Source organism: Mucilaginibacter gracilis, assembly GCF_003633615.1.
Taxonomy (GTDB): domain Bacteria; phylum Bacteroidota; class Bacteroidia; order Sphingobacteriales; family Sphingobacteriaceae; genus Mucilaginibacter; species Mucilaginibacter gracilis.
On record NZ_RBKU01000001.1, the window covers coordinates 1 to 17,527 of the forward strand.

Below are 17,527 nucleotides of genomic sequence, written 5' to 3' on the forward strand. Positions count from 1 at the left end.
CAATCAGGGTCCGGGCTTGCATTGATCAGCGGCTCCATTTCCCCCTTGTAAATCATATTCATCATTGAAGTCGCAAATTTTCGGGCGCCCTGGATCTTTTTAAATGCAACAGAATCTGCGATTATCAAAGCAAAACCGGGGTCCTGTGTACTTTTGGTAAACTGGATCACAAAACTGTAATCATCTTCATAAAGCGGTGCTTTTAATGTTTTGATATATGCATTCCCCGCTAACTCAGCCCCTGGTTTATCTCCGGCCTGTGTCGCCATCATCGCCATTCTTTTTAGGAAAGCAGCATCACGGTTGCCTTTGATATATTCATCCAGCATGGCGCTGTATTTAACACCCGGTTCGGTAAGGTCGGCATCCTCCGCCGTAACATCAGGTACGTTCGTATTAGCATCCGGATTCAGCTTGCTATGGATTTTCCTTAGTTCTACGAACGGTATTTTAACAACCGACCGATCATAAGTCATCAGGCCATTCTGTTCCCCTTCCACATCAAAGGGTTGGGTGTAGATACTACCAGATAAGCCTTCTGATTGGAATATTTGCAGGTGCTGCTGCATGATGGTATATTTTGCGTTTAACGCAGCTGGCTTTTCCTGGATATAACCCATGAACTGCCTGTTTGCCATTGGTGATCGGGTATGAATACCCCGATACCGCCGAACTCACCACAAACCTGTGCCTTACCGGGTTGTTTGACGCTCATCATAGGGTCGGGATAAGCATGTACATCAGTCATATCCGCGTTTACATAAGCGTTAGGACTTGGTGAGCGCAGTTGGCCGTTCACATACAAGAGTTCTCCTGTATGGCCGTTAACGATACGGCTGGATCTGCTTCTTTCATTTCTTTGGTCAGCCTTCCTGATCGTATTGTCCCCATTTTTCATTGAACAGCACCCACGTGGTAATGCATGGGTAGTTACGCAATTGCTGCATTTCTTCGTGCATCCCTCTTTCGAACTCCTGTTTGCTGCCTTCAGGCAGTTCTTGATTAGGGTTTACCATATCCTGCCAAACCAGCATACCCAATTTGTCCGCCCAATAGTACCACCTTGCAGGTTCAACTTTGATATGTTTCCTGATTGTATTAAAGCCCATGGCTTTAATAGCTTTGATATCAAAGGCTAATGCTTCGTCGGTAGGCGCGGTATACAAGCCATCCGGCCAAAGCCTTGGTCCAGTGTACCCAAATTGAAGTAGGGTTTGTTATTTAGACAAATCCGGTCTATTCCTTTTTCATCTTTGGCTACACTTATTTTACGCATACCAAAATAGCTTTTAACTTCATCAGCGCCTAATCTAGTGTTATGTTAATCGTGTAATGACGGATAAAGTCTTTTCAGTTTTATTCGCGCATCTTTATTTTCGAACTGCCAGTTAATTTTGCTGTTCTTATTATTTCTGTTGTGTTCCATGCCGCACCTCTTCATTGATCTTCAGCATTGTTGAAATATGCCTGTTTAGGCATTGCCCATTCAATACATGCAATTCTATCTCGGCCATATTGAGCCAGCTTCCATGCTTGGGCGTATAAACAAACTCAAACCTATCCCATAGCCTTTTGGCTTCGGCTGGTTCAATGTCTCGTAAAATGCAGAGGCCGAATGGGTTTTTAAAATTGTCCATTACTAAAGTTATTTTTTTCGCTGTCGGGTACCATTCATCTGCTATTTCTTTTTACGAATAAAGCCCAGTCCTTTTTGGTTTTAAACGCCGTAATTTCTACAAAGCGCTTGCCCTCAAAGGCTCGTTGGCCATAAATATATTGACTACCCCATGCTTATGTACTCGTAATCTACTCTTGCCTCCTGGCCAGGCTTCATGGCTTGAGAGGGCTGCCCTTCTTCTATCAATTGTTTTGGCGACTCATCCATACATACAACCGGAAATCCTCATCATAAGGTTTTTGTATACATCCAATACCGCGTTCCATATTGGCTACAAATTCGCTGCTTTTTTCCGGTGGTATTACCAGCCCTTACTTTCCAAGGCTTAAGTTCGTTTTTTTAAGCACACTTCTTACTGTTACATGCGAAATAACTTTCTACATATTCCAACTCTACCATTTTATCGGCGAGTAGCCTTAATGACCATTTAGCAAACCCCTCAGGCGGCTCGCTGCAACACAAGGCAACCAGCTTCGCTTCTACATCGCCATCTGATTTTGTTTCATAAACACGGCTGGTGGGGCGACGATCTAAAACCACCTTCAAAACCCCTTCAATAAACTTTTTCTTCACCCGGTCTATCGTTCGCATCCCTACTTTCAGGACTTTGCTGATCTGTTCATTTGTTATTTTCTCCGCATATTTCCCCTTCATCACAATTCAATAGTATATAGGCTGTCCGGAATGTTTGAGAACTATGGGAGCCCTTGTTGATTATCGAGTATAACTCTCCAACCTCCTCTTTTGTAAGTTTTATCGTATAAACGTACCATCTGTAATTTGTTTTACAAATATACGCTTTTATACGTCATATTATATTAACTTAACACTAGCAGTAAAGGTGTACAGATAGGGATTCGTGGATATACCAATGATATTGACCCCTCTTGCTTGCGCCGAAATGGTGTGGTCTCATTCATCATAATCTCCAGGCAACCTACATCGTAAGCGTTTATCATCAAAAACTGCATAGTGGTATCGGCATGACACCGTTTGCCAAATATATGCATGGCATAATCGGGAATGACCAGCAGATCGGCATTGGACAAAGCGATCCAATTGAAAATGAGCTGAAGTTAAAGCTGGACTTTATGCCGTTCGTGGAAAGGGACGGTGCAGCGTTATGGTGTGCAAATTGACCATATCAATTATTACCATGATGTGCTGCGCAAATGGGTGCATGCTTATGAAGACCCGAATGCCAGGCCACGGATACTGCGGAAGTTTGCCTTTAAGCAAGACCCGCGCGACATCAGCGCAATCTACTTTTGGAACCTGACCTGGAACAATACTTTATGATACCGTACCGGAATACCGGGCATCCGGCAATGACTATTTGGGAACATAAACGGATTATCCGAGACCTGAATGCTCAAGGTATCATGACTGTTAATGAAGATATCATCTTTGATGCATACGACCGCTTAAAAAGAATTGAAGATAATGCAGCTACGTTGACAGCGGTAGCCAAAAGACAAAGGAACCGGGCACGCAAACAGCAGGCGGTAAAGAAAAGCGTGCGTAACCAGTTCAGTGAGGAGGAACCGGAGCCAGTTGAAACCGAATTCAAGTATGACCCTACTATAATCTATCTCCCATTTGAAGACTTAGAACATGATCCTTTTAACCGAAACAAATCCTACAGCTAATGTAAAACATGAACAAGACGAACGTATTGAATATATCCTGTCCGACAGGTGGATAGGTTACCCCAGGGCTAAAAATATATTGCAGACGATGGAAGACCTGATGCACCATCCCCGGACCTTCAGGATGCCAAATATGCTGCTGGTTGCGCCAACCAATAATGGCAAGACCCTATTGCTGCAAAAGTTCTTTGACGCTTATAAACCGGTGATCACGCCGGAAACCAAGCAGATCACTATACCGGTATTGTATGTACAGGCACCGCCGACACCCAACGAAAAGGCGTTTTACGCCAACATCCTTTGCGCTTTGAATGCACCCTTTTCGCCGAATGGCAGCAACGCCATGCTCCAGTTACAGGTCATCCGAATCCTGAAAAAAGTAGAAACCAAGATCCTTATTATTGACGAGATACATCATATCCTCGCAGGCGCTTACCTGAGCCAAAGGGCATTCCTTAACCTGATCAAATACTTATCCAACGAGTTACAGATCGTTATTATCGGTTCAGGCATACGCGACGCGTTTAGCGCTATTAATACAGATAAGCAACTGGCTAACCGTTTTGAACCCGCCGTACTGCCGACCTGGAAACCTGACGGTGAATACTTCCGGCTATTGAGCAGCTTCGAGGCCATGTTCCCGCTAAAAGAACGTTCTAACCTGACCAAAGAAGAGATCGCTATAAAAATACTAAGTATGTCGGGCGGCACCATCGGTGAGATATCGACCATCCTGAAAAAAGCTGCGGTATTGGCGATAAAAAGTGGCAAAGAATGTATCGACCTTTCCCTGCTAACCAAGATCAATTATGTCGGTCCCGCCAACCGGCAGCGCCAATATGAAAGTATGTTGTTATGAGCTTTTCTGTATTCAGCGATAAAAGCCAGTTATTGCCAGCTTTTACAAAACCCTATCCTGATGAAGTATTGAGCAGTTGGCTCACCCGGCTTTCTTTCGATCACGGCCTGACCCAGGCCAGGCTTTTAAAAACGTTATTGACCCGCCGGGAAACCAACAACTGGAATGTTGACCGTTCCTTTAACAAGGAATATATTGAAACATTGGCAGCCTGCACTAATTGCGCAGCCAGCGAGATCAGCAATACCACGTTGCAATATTACGACGGCAAACTTTATGAACCCAAATCAGATGAGATCATACCGGGAATATGGACTCATAAACGATACATCTCCAAAGGACGCCTGTATGATAACGGCAACAGCGAGTTTGGGTTACTCTATTGTCCCGGCTGCTTTAAGGCGTCAGATAAGCCCGTCTACTTTAAAAAACAATGGCGGCTGGCTGTTTCTTTCGTTTGTCCGGATTGCGGTTGTTACCTGAGAGAAACATGCCCGCATTGTAAATCCGGTGGCACTATACATTGCGAGGCATTAGCTAAAGCGATAGATAAAACAGTTGATGAATATTTGTTGACCTGTCACGAATGCGGCGGAAATATCAGCGAAGTTGACTCTGAAAAAGCGCCGGCTCATCTCGTCCGTATGCAAAAAGCTATTTACCAGATCATGGAACGAGGCAACGGAGAAATATCTTCCGTTAGCTACTTCAGCGTGTTGTATCAAATGGTTTGCCTGCTGCTCAGCCGGACTAAAGAAAACAAGCTTCTCGGCTTTATCAAAGACGTGTACGGCCGTCACAGCGTGCCGGAATTGAATCGTCATGAGCACCGGCAGGAGATTCACGAGATACAGATCAAACAGCGGGCAAACCTGTTTTATATGGCCTTTTGGCTACTGGAGAACTGGCCGCACCGCTTTACCAATCTTTGCAATAAACACAGTTTGAAAAACCTTGATGTCCTGGCCTACTTCAGAGGCTGCCCCGGATGGTTCTTGGAAACGATGCTTGAAAACGCTGAATGCCCCAATCGTAACCTTGCACCGGATCACTTTGAAATTGAGGAGTTGGATAAATATACCGTCAGAATGAAAGATGAGCGAATCAATAGGTTCCTTTATGACTTTGACCCGGACGATAACTTCTACTATTACGATAATAATATCAACTCGATGGATCACGGCAGCCACAATTGTTGGCGCAGCAAAATTATCTTTAAGCAGCTACAAGAAATAGAGAGTTGGTATTACTAATAACAACAGTGATATCCGATACCAAACTGTAACATACACTTGGCACAAAAGTGTAACATTATCTCAGCGTATTAACAAAAAAAAAGTTAAAATTTCATTAGAATAGCAAACAAGTCAGCATACCTAATTTGATGCGTAGCTCTTTCAAGGCATTACTTACCTGATTTTTTACTGTTTTTTCAGAAATAGATAACTTTTGCGCAATTTCTTTCCTTGAAAGCTGATGTTTTCTACTCAATTCAAATACTTCGCGCATTTTTTGGGGCAAAAGAGCGATCTCTTTTTCAATTAGCTTAACAAAATCCCTTTCTCTAACCATATAATCTGCCTGAATAGGCTCATCGTTCATAAATTTTTGAAAAGACTCCGCATAGTTTGCTCTTACTTTCTTATGATCGAGTAAATTAAAAAACTTATATCTTACTGCACTATATAAATAAGACGATAAAGAGGTTTGAAACGAAATGGCATGGCGTTTATCCCAAAGATAAAAGAAAACCTCTTGAACAATGTCTTCTGCCTCGCTTTCATCTTTGGTGATCTTACAGGCATAAATATATAGCAGGCCCTGGTAGCGGTCATAAATTTCAGTATACGCACTTTGACTATCATCCTTTAATAAGGATATCAATTCCTGTTCCGTTTGCGATTCAAAATTTGCCACCTTTATTTTAAATAACGAATATAACGATAAATTAACGTTATTCATTCCTTTCAGTTACTTAGAAAACATACAATTAATCTATAATTCCATAGATACTATAGATTAATTATTGCTTTAGCCTTAAGAAGATTGGTGTTTTTGAAATCTGTAGCTTGGAGTGCACAAAAGGCGGAACAAGTGTAAATTTTACGATTTGCCTGTCTTTTTTTTCGATAATAACTAACTGTTAATCTGATAGATAAGAGCAGCTATTTCATTAAGTAGAGTGGTTTGATATTCGTTTCCGTCGAAACGTATTTTTTTACAAAAAATCGAACCATATCTGCCAAAACAGGTTCCTGACTGAATAAATTCAAAATAACTTAAAGGGCACCCCCATTTTCCGGAATATTTCCGGTACGCGCCATCCCACCCTTAATAACGAGAATAGGGAACGTTCCCCAAAAATGAAACCGCTCCCACCTACTTAATTTAAAGAATTGATATCCAAAACATTATCCCATTTGTAACTTGGGGTCGATAAACCAATTTTCTTAACCTTAACAAAAAACACATGAAAAACTTCTTCAAAAAAAGCATGTTGCTAATTCTCGTATTAACTTGTTTTTCGATGGTAGCATCGGCAACGGATATCTATGCACGGATAGAGATCGAGAACTACAGCCACCTCGTTTATGGCCCTTATTATGATCAATGGGATGAAGGTACAGGCGATCTGGTTGTCCGGTTTTATTCTGATGCGGCGTGCACTACGCCCTACACCCTAACAGCACCGCTTACCGTTTACATCAAATCCTCGTTTGAGGAAAGTTATAACTATACGCTAACCGGCTGGGGAGATACGGGTGAGTGGACCGTGACAGCATCTGCCGGAGATAACCATATTTCAGCAGGTGATGGATACGCGCTGTTCCAGCACCATACGACTTCCTGGCCCACTACTTATTATCCAGGTGAAAATGATAATGATAATATTTTCATCGTGGAGTCTCCGGGAGATGGTTCTTACACCGAGGAGGCAACCGTTAAAAATTATTGATCGATCCAGCCCCGGAAGCCATACCAATGAACAAGAGGCTGTCTCAAAAGTGAGGCAGCCTCTTGTTATTTTAGAGTGATTTTTGTTAACTTAAAGGCATGGGAGCGAAAGTAGTTTTTAAGCCATATGACCCTGACCAGTTAACATTTTTACCGTATAAACTGGAGGAGTTAGTACCTGAGGGCCACCCGGTACGCATAGTCAAACAAGTAGTTGACTTGATAGACGTTAAACCGATCAACCGCAAGTATAAAGGCGGCGGGGCATCAAGCTTCCATCCGCGGCTGATGCTGAAACTGCTGGTGTATGGTTACCTGACCAATACCTATTCATCAAGAAAGCTGGAAGACCAGGCGGCACAGAACGTCCACTTTATGTGGCTGTTGGGGATGAAGAAGCCCGATCACAATACCATAAACCGTTTCCGGAGCGAAAAGCTGTCGGGTATCTTAAAGCAGATCTTCTCTCAGATTGTACTGCTGTTGGCAGAACAGGGTATCGTTTCGCTTAAAGAGACTGTGTTTACCGATGGCACCAAGATCGAATCGGTGGCGAACAAATACACCTTTGTATGGGGCAAAAGCATCAAGAACAGTAAAGAGAAGATCAAAAGCCAGCTGGATGAACTATGGAAGTACGCGCAAGGCCTTGCGGCAGAAGAACTAAAAGATACCACGCCAATATCTTTTGAAGAGATCAACCCTGAAAAAGTAAAAGAAACCATAGCTAAGATCGATGCCGCTTTGAACGACAAGGAAGAAGTAAGCAAGCAGGTCAAACAAAAGCTGAACTATGCCAGAAAGAACTGGCCTGCAAACCTGGAACGTTATGACCAGCAGGAAAAGCAGTTAGGTATCCGTAACAGCTTTTCAAAGACCGACCCGGATGCGACTTTTATGCGGATGAAGGAAGACCACATGCTGAACGGGCAGCTTAAACCTGGATATAACCTACAAATATCCACACAAGATCAGTTCATCCTTAACTACAGCCTGCATCAAACCTCTACCGATTATCAGACCCTGCCATCTCACATAGACCAATACGAAGCACTATACAACACACTTCCCCAAGCAGTTGTGGCCGATGCCGGCTACGGTTCAGACGAGAACTACGGCATCTTACAGCAAAAAGGCATCGAAGCCTATATCAAGTACAATACGTTCGACAAAGAACAAAAGGAAGGCATCAAAGCGTTCAGTAATGACAGCCTGCATTACAACGAAGGGGAAAACTACCTGACCTGCCCGATGGGCCAGCGGATGGCACATATCGGTGATGGTCAAAGAATAACCACATCGGGCCATGTACAGCTGATCAGCCGTTACCAGGCAAAGAATTGTAATAACTGCCCCATGCGTGGCGTATGCCATAGCGGGCAGGGCAACCGGATCGTTGAGGTGAACCATTCCCTGAGAAAACACAAGCAGGAAGCAAAGGAAAGATTAAATACAGAACAGGGCATCAAATACCGAAAGCGAAGGCCTGCCGATGTGGAACCGGTATTTGCCCAACTGAAGCATAATCATGGCTTCAGGCGCTTTCTGCTGAAAGGCATGTCCAAAACCGAGGTCGAAATAGGCCTGTTATCCATCGCTCATAACCTCAGAAAGTGGAAAGCCTGAGGCTTTTCGCCCCCTTTTTCCAAAAAACGCTCTTAGAATCGATCAGAAACGAAATATCTGCACAATAGAGCTTCAGCCCCTAATAGCACAATCCAAATATATTCCATAAAAAAACCGCCTCATAATTGCTTATGAGACGGCCTCTTTTATTGATAACGAGCCCATAAGAATAATAAAGCACCGTATTGGTAACGGCCTCCCAAAATAAAACCGCTCCCAGGCAGATTCATGATTGGCAAAAAAATATCCCAGGGCACGATGTTTACGTTTGATCTGCACAGGCATACTTTGCGGCGCTTCACTGAAAATATCAATTATTCAGAACCATTATATGCAGACTATAACGCAAACCATGTAGCTGCCCGGAAGTAAGAACGGCCATTTCACTTTCTCCCTGATCACTTACTTGTTCTTTTTACGGGGCTTTGCACACAACCTTGCCCCGATACTGATACCCACACCTGAAAAAACCGTTCCCCTGCCTACCTTGCTTATGGACACAATATTTCAACCTTGATCAACTGCATCAAAACATCCCGGATTGCGGCGCTCACCTGACCGAAACAACACCGCCTAAACCAACTCTTTCTCCGGCTTCGCTTTCGATCAAGACGCTGATGGTGCGTTCCCCTTTAATTGCCGGGACACTTATCGTTATGTCAGCACCCGCACCAGTATTTTTATAAAACAGGCGTTTGCTATCTAAATAAACTTCGGCTTTACCAGTCAGTTTTTTCAATACCAACTGGCATCCCTTTTCCTGTTGTTCTGTATAGGGGGTAAAGGTGGTCCTGTAAATCACAAAACTACCATCAGTTAGCGTTTGTAACTGCCCTGGCTTTACCGGCGCCCAGCTATTCATATCGTTAGCCGCAATTTGTTGATTCGCGTCGGGCTTAGTTTTACTTACGGGCGATATCCTCCAGTCATCCAATACCATATCCGGCTGCGTAACGGACACAAAAGCAACACTTGCTTTTGGCCTTACGCCTATGGTGACCCTGGCGGGCCTCAAACCTGGTGAGCTTGCCGTCAAAACCAGGGTCCGGTCAGCATTAGCGCGGCTTTGCAGAATAACTTGGGCCAAGCCATTATACAAGCTACGTTTACTGCCTTTATCTGGCTCATGGGAATTCGGATCGCCGTTACCCAGGCCAATAATATCCCCCGGTCCGGTCAGCTCGAACTCAATAGGCAGGTTGGCGGTAGGCACCGGCCTCCCGCTCCGGTCTATTGCCTGTACCGTAACCGGTATGGCATCCCAGCCATCACCTTGTATATCAGCCCTATCGGTAGTTAACCGAATACTGACCGGTTCACCTGTAGTTTCTACTTTAAAGTGCGAAACTTCCTTGCCACCCCGAGAACCAATGGCTTCTAAAATACCGGGATAATACGGCACCTCCCAGCTGTTCATTTCGTATCGATCTACCTTTTGCTCACTAACTACTTTTCCGTTCAATACTAATTTCACGGTTTCGGCATTGCTCTCAGCCATAACGTGGATAGGTTTACCGATCATAGCTGCCGGCCAGTTCCAGTGCGGTTCTATATGCAGAACAGGTTTATCATTTACCCATTGGGCCTGGTGTATATAAAATGCTGTTTTAGGAAAACCACAGGCGTCCATAATACCAAAGTTTGAACCTGCAGTTGGCCAGTTATAGGGTGTTGGCTCGCCACGGTAATCAAAGCCGGTCCAAACAAAACACCCGGCCAAATACGGGCGTTCAGCAATTGCTTTCCAGGATACACGGTGCGTTGCGCCCCAGCCCGGAGCCTGAGTATCGTAAGAATCCAAAGTATGCCGGGCCTTATCTGTGATATATACCCCACGCTGCATTAATCCCGATACATCTTCCGAACTCGTCAAAGATAGCGTAGGATGCTCCCTGTGAAATTGATCGTAGCTACCCTGCTGATAATTAAAGCCTACAACATCGACTGCCTGAGACACATTCACCGGGGCGAATAAACCACCGTTCATAGCTGCCGTGACCGGGCGCGAGGTATCCAGCTTTTTAACTTCAGCGCTCAGGCGGCGCACCATTTCATACCCTATTTCGGTACCCTGCATAGGTTCCTCGTTAAATACCGACCAAAGTATGATACTGGGGTGGTTCCTGTCCCGCCTAACCATCCACCGCAACTGCGATATATATTCAGGCGAAGAATTAAAATTCCGGTTTTCGTCCATCACCATGATCCCTAACCTGTCACAGGCATCCAAAAACTCAGCCGATGGCGGGTTATGCGCGCAGCGATAGGCGTTAACACCCATTTCTTTCAGCTTACGCAGCCTGAACTCCCAAATGGAGCCAGGCACCGCCACACCAACACCGGCTGCATCCTGGTGGTTACATACCCCTTTTATTTTCAGGCGCTTTTCATTCAGATAAAAACCCGAATCGGCAGTAAATCTAAGAGTGCGGAAACCACAAGAGGTCACCAAGGAATCAGTTGTGATCCCATCCAGTTTAACCAAGGTTACTACGTTGTATAGGACTGGGTTATCCGGTGACCATAATCCGGGATGGCTTACCTGAAGCGCGATGTTAGCTACCGATCTATCAAGCGGGGCAATCATGGCCGATGTATTACCCGAGGTAATTTTCTGACCTCTTTGATCAAATACGCTAATCTCGATACCTGCTGTTAATGGTAATTTACCGGAGTTTTCTAAAGTGATTTCGGCAGGTATATCCCAGCTCCCCTGGGCGTTCTTTACAGGATGTGCATATACACCATCGGTAATAATGTGTGCCGGCGCGTGTTTGACCAACCAGGTATGCCGGTAAATACCTGCCCCCTCGTACCACCAGCCTTCCTGATCAACAGCGTTTACCTGTACAGCCACCGTGTTTATTTCATCGCCATATTTGGCTAATGCTGTTATATCAATATAAAACGAAGTATAACCACTCCAGTTACGGTGCACTACTGTACCGTTTATCCAAACCGTACAGTGCGTAGCCACGCCATCAAATTGTAATTCTAAATGCTTACCCCTATCATCGGTATTCAATTTAAAATATCGGCGGTACCAGCCCATACCCCGCATACGGTAACCTTGCGAAATATTTTCATTTTGGTCAAAAGATGTTTCAACCGACCAGTCGTGCGGCAAGGTCACTTTTCGCCAGCTTCGGTCATCGTAACCCGGCGCGGCAGGCCCGGGTGCATTACCGGCCTTCGCATTCATATAGCTCTCACTGTGCCCTTTGATAACCGGGAAAGCAATATCGCCCATATGAAACAGCCAGCCTTGATCCAATGATAATTTTTGATAATTGTTAGCGGGATGCTGCGCTGCTGCCGCAAATGAAAGCGATAGCAGTAAAAACACCAGTTTGTAGGCAGACTGTTTCATAAAAAATATCTTATTTCGTTGCAGGGCTTAACCGACCATGACCGCACTATGTTACGCAACATCGGCCTTGAATTCATTTTCAAAAGTGCCCAGTCTTTTTGCCCCCACAGATCCCGCACCGCATAATCACCTTTGATACCAAGATAGATAGCAGTATTTTTGATCTATGGGTTTATGGATTGACCAAGCCCAGGTTAAATAATTACTTGATCACCGGTGTGGCCCCGTCATCTAAAACGACATAGCCGGATGGTTTAACATTCGTTTCAAGCTTTTTATCAACCTCGCTGTAGTGGTTATTATGGATCAGTACATTTGAGGTATTGCTACCGCTACCACCCAGCATAACAGCTGTTTTGGCGATAGAAAAACTATTATCCTCGATAATAACATCGTTAACGGCAAAGGGATTACCCCCCGGCGATGTGCGGATGTAGGAGTATTGGCTTAACCGGTTACGCCTGATGATCGTCCCGATACTTAAACCCGTGCCGCCAGCACCGATCAAGGTAATACTCTGATAACCCGAGTGCCCTCGATCATCGATCCCCCACCAGTGGCTATAATTGCCCTCTTTAAATTCGCAGTTCACGATATCGATATACCAGTTGGGCTGCTTTCCATGGTACAATAAGGAGCCACGGCCAACAATACCGTTACAACGGTTCATTTTCAAACCCGATATCACAGCATTAACAGTAGATCCATAAAACTGGTAAGCTCCGGCATCTGTAACTGAGTTATTGACAAACGCAAAATTATGCCTAACGGTAGTCACGCTTAAAATAGATGTAGCATCGGGCGTGACCACCCAGGGATGATCAACTTGAATCGTGTCCTGCCCATGCTTTACAATCCTGCGAAATTGACCGGCGCCTTTACCTTCAATGATAAATAAACCGCCGCCAATCCATTTATTATTTACCCATTGGAATTTATTAGTAGCATCGGAAGGAAGGATAACCGTTGTACCATTTGCGCTTACTATTCCACCTGCATAGCCGCCGCTCCCGCCATCAAAGGTCATCGCTTCACGGTCGTTTGTATAGTTGTATGGAATGGTATTACGCGCTTCGTAAAAATCATGGCTCTCATCCACTGTTGCTGCATAGCCATAGCCATCGGCTTGCTTGTAGCAATCTTCAAATATTAAACCCTTGGGGTGCACCAGCATATAAGGTTGGTTAACCCCTGTTCCCTTACGCTCAAATCTGCAGTTTTGTATAAAGCCGCTTGCCGCAAAAAACGTATACATACCCGCTGAGTTAAACTCGCAGTTTCTGATCTTCAGGTTTTCGCCACGCAAAATGATGCCTGTTTTCGTCCAGCGGCTATTGATCTCGGCTTCCACCACGTCCCGGTTAGCTTTGACCTGGTATATCTTGCCTGATAATTCGGCATTTTGCCTAACCAGCAAATTTTCGAGGGTAACCTGCCCCTGCTCTGTAGGCGGACCTGTTTGCATGATCACCCCCCATGCCCTTGACGACCACAACACCATATCCCGGATGGCGAAATGGTGCGTGCCGCTAATCAGGCTATTCGGCAATTCATTGGTATCCCAGCCCAGCGGGTTCCAAAATAATTGTGTAAGATCTCTCGACTCGCCTTTAAGCTGTGTATAGGGTGACATAATCAGGTCACCTGTTAACTGGTAACGACCACGCGGTACATAAACTGTTCCGCCGCCATTTTTACCGGCAGCATCAAGGGCAGCACGAAAGGCATTAGTTTCGTTATTTAAACCATCCCCTTTTGCTCCAAAATCTTTTACGTTAAAAACCTTTTTATCCCAAAGATCAACGCTTTTGTTTACAACCGTTATTTTTAACGGTTCGCTCCAAGCAGTTTTACCACCCTGACCATTATGATAATATAGGTGGTATTCACCAACAGGCACATTAGCCGGGATATTAATACTCACAGAATAATCATCAAAAGCTTTACTCACCTTTACCCGGACTATATTTTTACCGCTAACAGGTATTAATACTACCTGCCCTGTTAAACCTTTACGTAACAGGTTTTTGCCTTGTACACGTAAGTAGTTGCCAGCGGTAGCTTTCAAAAACCCTTCTTCGCTGATGGCCCAGTTCACTTTAGGTGCATTTACATAAAATCCGGCAGATTCTACCCCTCCTATCAGCTTCACACTGTAAACGCCCTCTTGCCAGTTGCCCGGGATTATAAATTTAAGAGATTGTTCATTTTGCAGTATTTTTTTAACCGATATACTTTCGCCTTGAGTTAAAGCATTTACTCTTTTATTGGTACCGCCATTATCAATCTGGTTATCTTCCCGCGGCAGCGGAACATAAGCAGGCAAAGTAATATCTACATTGTCATCCGTTAAGCGATTTACTTGTATGGCGTTCACCTTATCCAAAAAATCACCGCGCACTTGTACTGCGTCTCCAGGGCGGGTTTCCGCAGTACTCACCTGGAACAGTTTAGGCGAATTATCCTGTGAAAAAGCTGGGATCGTAAAAAGCATCAGCACTAAAGCAGCCATAAGGCGGCTATATGAATTTGTTATCATATAAATGTTTTTCATAGGTTTTATTTTTTGGCAGGCGGAGTAACAGTTTCATATTTTTTCAGATACTCCGGTATCGGGGCATCATAATAATCTTGCAGGTAATTATCGGCAACTCCGTTTATAGGGTCCTCAATTTTTATTACTTCAAGGTTATCCAGGTTCATGCTCACATCAATAAACTTTAAGCAAATACTGCCATATGTTACCGGATGATCGGTATCTACACCTTCAATAACCTTTTTGCCATCGTAATAAACCTCGTAGCTCCGGTCCAACATTTTTACTGCCAGGTTATGTTTTGCACCATCAAAATATCGAGGAACATTGACTGATTTTGAAAACGAGATTACGCCCGCTTCATTTTTTTCAAAAAACAGTTTGTTACCTTCCCGCAATGCGACACTGTAATAGCGTGGTGTACCGTAGGTGGCAATATTTTGATAACGGACCTGCATCTGAAATTCAGTTGTTGCTTTACTGGCGGTATCAAACGACACATCTATTCCGACCTGATAATCTGCCCATTTTTTGTTGCCGAGGTAAAAAGTGCCATCCCCAACTTTTCGCCAGTACCTGCCCCCATCTTTATCAATGGGCAGGTTACCATATTTGATACCGGCCCAAACTGGATTGATGATACTCGCCGGGGCATTGGAGAGGCTGCCATCGTCAAAATTATCACGCAGTAAAGTGCCTGGTTTAACCGGCATCTTATCTTTGAAATCCTTTTCTGGGGCGATAAAGTTCTCTTCGTAATGAAATGTCCAGTCGCTGAACGTTACATCCATATTAGGGTTGATCTCTTCACCGTAGCCAACCTGCGAACTACTACCCGAGCAGCCGTAAAAACCAATCAATTGTTCTGGCCCGACTTCGGCAATAGCCGAAGCGCCTTTGGCCCATTCCCCTTTTTCGGTTTTATAATAACTGGTAAACACCGTTCCCTGCCGAACGAGCTTGAGCTCCATAGGGAAAGGCAGGCTGCCGGCCACACGCGTGTAGGATGTCATCTCGCTATCGGTTTTGCGCCAAAACAACAACACATCGCCGGTTGCACCTACTTCCAGATGTACATTGGCCGCGCCAACGCCGATACCCGACCGCATCATGATACCCGCCGTGCCTATCTTAAATTTGTTGATCTTCACAGTTACAGTCGATTTTGAACAATCATCGTATGGGAATGGTTGTTTTTGCCATGCAAAGCTATACGAGTCGGCATCGTAAAAACAATGCTGCGTTTTTTGGCTGTTGAGGTGCATGACACCTTTCTCCTGGCTAAGCTTACCACCAGAACCCGGCCCGAAATTTCCAAACTCAAATTGTTCTTTTCCCACCGTTTGCGCACGGGCATGATGAAACACAAATCCAGATAGCAGCATCAGGTAGAGGATCGTTCTTTTCATATTGTCTTTGTAATTGGGCCTGTAGATACGATTTTGAACACCCATACCGGCTGCCCGGCGGCTTGCTGCGCTATAGGTTCGGGGATATTCACTTCGATCTTATCGCCCGCTTTTTTCCATTTTAAAGATTTGTTGCTGCCCAGCAAAGTTACAACGGCGCTGTTAGATATTGCCGGCGCATAAAAGCGCACGTTTGAAGCCAGTTTCATCTCTTTTTCGTCGGGCAGGTAGGACGCGTAAAGCGCTTTCCCTTTAGCCGTATATCCCCATTTATCCTGGCGGTAAGGCGCAACTGGCTTAGCGCCGTATATGGCTTCGCCATTGACCTTGATCCATGCCCCTATTTCATTCAGGCGATCATAAGCTTCCTGGTGCCACTCACCATCCGGCCCGGGGCCGATATCCAATAAAAGGTTACCATTTTTGGCGACTACATCAACCAGTATTTGGATCAGCTTGCGGGCGGGTTTGTATTCTTCTTTTTCAACGTAACTCCACGATCTGCCCATGGTCATGCAGGTTTCCCAGGGGTGCGGGATAAAGTGGTCCGGCACTTTTTGCTCTGGCGTTAAATAGTTCACATATTCAGGTTTGCCGTGGCGGTCAACGATGATAACGCCAGGTTGGTTTTTACGTGCCATGCCAACAATATCAGTCATATCCATTTTGGCCCAGTCTCCGTCGAACCATAATAAATCTATCTTGCCATATTCCGAGGTGATTTCATTTAATTGGTTATACGTGTAGTCGGTAAATCTTTTCCACCTTTCAGGATATTTGCCGCGGTCGTAGCTTTCCGTCCGGTCTTTTGGGGGAAAATAGGACCACCAGTAATCTTCGCTGTGCCAATCGGGCTTCGAATAATAGGCCCCGATCATAAAATCCTGTTTTCGGAAAGCATTAAATATCTCCTTAGTGACATTACTTTTAGGATTTGACGAAAAAGGCGTTTTTGAACTGGTTACTTTGTAGTCCGTGAATTTGGTATCGTACATGCAAAAGCCATCATGATGCTTGGTGGTAAAAACAACGTATCTCATGCCCCCTGCTTTAGCAGCCGCAGCCCACTTGCCCGGGTCGAATTTAACAGGATTGAATTGCGTCTGGAGGTTTTCATAAGCCTGCTTATAGCCTGCCCATGTTGCCGAACTTGGGCCTTTACGCTGTGTAAATCCCCTATCTTCCGGACAAAGCGACCAGGATTCAACAATACCCCAAATGCTATAAGTACCCCAATGCATAAACAAGCCGAATTTTAGGTCCTGCCATTCAGCTATCTTTTGTTTTACTTTAGGATCGGTCGGTTCCTGGTAAACCTTTTCGGGATCGTACGAGGTTGCATCCTGTGCTTTTACTTTTTGGGCCGTTAGGTTACCAATGCATAAAAGCATCAGTAACATTACAGCCTTGTTGATTGGTTTGATGGTTTGTTTATTCACAGTTTA

At 44.7% G+C, this 17,527-nt stretch carries 14 protein-coding genes and 2 pseudogenes; 6 read left to right on the plus strand and 10 right to left on the minus strand.

All coding sequences use genetic code 11. The features are described from left to right. From BDD43_RS30345 to BDD43_RS29645, 5 genes and pseudogenes are all read right to left on the minus strand, one after another. A pseudogene (locus BDD43_RS30345) lies at positions 1–638 on the minus strand (glycoside hydrolase family 2); the annotation flags it as partial. Further along, on the minus strand, positions 587–898 hold the full coding sequence (locus tag BDD43_RS30350) for a hypothetical protein (protein WP_211339635.1): 312 nt from the start codon (positions 896–898) through the stop codon (positions 587–589). The gene BDD43_RS30350 and the pseudogene BDD43_RS30345, both read right to left, overlap by 52 nt. After that, on the minus strand, positions 864–1,109 hold the full coding sequence (locus BDD43_RS30455) for a hypothetical protein (RefSeq protein WP_246001365.1): 246 nt from the start codon (positions 1,107–1,109) through the stop codon (positions 864–866). Before BDD43_RS30455 ends, BDD43_RS30350 begins: the two co-directional genes overlap by 35 nt. A gap of 212 nt (positions 1,110–1,321) precedes the next feature. Further along, positions 1,322–2,471 (minus strand): annotated as a pseudogene (locus BDD43_RS00010) (IS630 family transposase). 25 nt (positions 2,472–2,496) lie between these two features. Continuing rightward, positions 2,497–2,727 carry a hypothetical protein gene (locus BDD43_RS29645; protein WP_147425530.1) on the minus strand — a complete coding sequence of 77 codons (231 nt, stop codon included), beginning with the start codon at positions 2,725–2,727 and terminating at the stop codon, positions 2,497–2,499. A gap of 64 nt (positions 2,728–2,791) precedes the next feature. Here BDD43_RS29645 and BDD43_RS00020 point away from each other — a divergent pair, with 64 nt between their 5' ends. The 4 genes from BDD43_RS00020 to BDD43_RS00035 are packed head-to-tail and all read left to right on the plus strand — an operon-like array spanning position 2,792 to position 5,439. Beyond that, positions 2,792–2,977: a Mu transposase C-terminal domain-containing protein gene (locus BDD43_RS00020; RefSeq protein ID WP_121195518.1), complete on the plus strand. Its 186-nt coding sequence runs from the start codon at positions 2,792–2,794 to the stop codon at positions 2,975–2,977. Then, positions 2,974–3,327, plus strand: a complete 354-nt coding sequence (locus BDD43_RS00025; RefSeq protein ID WP_121195519.1) for a hypothetical protein — start codon at positions 2,974–2,976, stop codon at positions 3,325–3,327. Before BDD43_RS00020 ends, BDD43_RS00025 begins: the two co-directional genes overlap by 4 nt. Continuing rightward, positions 3,293–4,186 (plus strand): TniB family NTP-binding protein, encoded by an 894-nt coding sequence (locus BDD43_RS00030; RefSeq protein ID WP_121195520.1) that lies wholly within the window; start codon positions 3,293–3,295, stop codon positions 4,184–4,186. The genes BDD43_RS00025 and BDD43_RS00030 overlap by 35 nt, the downstream gene beginning before the upstream one ends. Continuing rightward, positions 4,183–5,439, plus strand: coding sequence for a TniQ family protein (locus BDD43_RS00035; RefSeq protein WP_121195521.1), 1,257 nt, complete (start codon positions 4,183–4,185; stop codon positions 5,437–5,439). Before BDD43_RS00030 ends, BDD43_RS00035 begins: the two co-directional genes overlap by 4 nt. A 97-nt stretch (positions 5,440–5,536) precedes the next feature. Here the strand turns inward: BDD43_RS00035 and BDD43_RS00040 are convergent, their stop codons facing one another. Next, complete coding sequence (locus BDD43_RS00040) at positions 5,537–6,148, minus strand: RNA polymerase sigma factor (protein WP_147425531.1); 612 nt, start codon at positions 6,146–6,148, stop codon at positions 5,537–5,539. A gap of 508 nt (positions 6,149–6,656) precedes the next feature. On the opposite strand from BDD43_RS00040, the gene BDD43_RS00045 reads away from it, so the two are divergent. Further along, entirely contained in the window at positions 6,657–7,142 is a 486-nt protein-coding gene (locus BDD43_RS00045) for a hypothetical protein (RefSeq protein WP_147425532.1), read from the plus strand. A gap of 98 nt (positions 7,143–7,240) precedes the next feature. Further along, positions 7,241–8,767, plus strand: coding sequence for an IS1182 family transposase (locus BDD43_RS00050; protein WP_121195523.1), 1,527 nt, complete (start codon positions 7,241–7,243; stop codon positions 8,765–8,767). Between the two features lie 550 nt (positions 8,768–9,317). Here the strand turns inward: BDD43_RS00050 and galA are convergent. The 4 genes from galA to BDD43_RS00070 form a co-directional block, all read right to left on the minus strand. Continuing rightward, positions 9,318–12,137 carry a beta-galactosidase GalA gene (galA, locus tag BDD43_RS00055; protein WP_121195524.1) on the minus strand — a complete coding sequence of 940 codons (2,820 nt, stop codon included), beginning with the start codon at positions 12,135–12,137 and terminating at the stop codon, positions 9,318–9,320. Between the two features lie 202 nt (positions 12,138–12,339). Further along, positions 12,340–14,691 carry a glycosyl hydrolase family 28-related protein gene (locus BDD43_RS00060; protein WP_211339636.1) on the minus strand — a complete coding sequence of 784 codons (2,352 nt, stop codon included), beginning with the start codon at positions 14,689–14,691 and terminating at the stop codon, positions 12,340–12,342. 5 nt (positions 14,692–14,696) lie between these two features. Further along, positions 14,697–16,082, minus strand: coding sequence for a hypothetical protein (locus BDD43_RS00065; RefSeq protein ID WP_121195525.1), 1,386 nt, complete (start codon positions 16,080–16,082; stop codon positions 14,697–14,699). Beyond that, entirely contained in the window at positions 16,079–17,521 is a 1,443-nt protein-coding gene (locus tag BDD43_RS00070; RefSeq protein ID WP_211339637.1) for an alpha-L-fucosidase, read from the minus strand. The genes BDD43_RS00065 and BDD43_RS00070 overlap by 4 nt, the downstream gene beginning before the upstream one ends. Between the last annotated feature and the right edge of the window lie 6 nt (positions 17,522–17,527).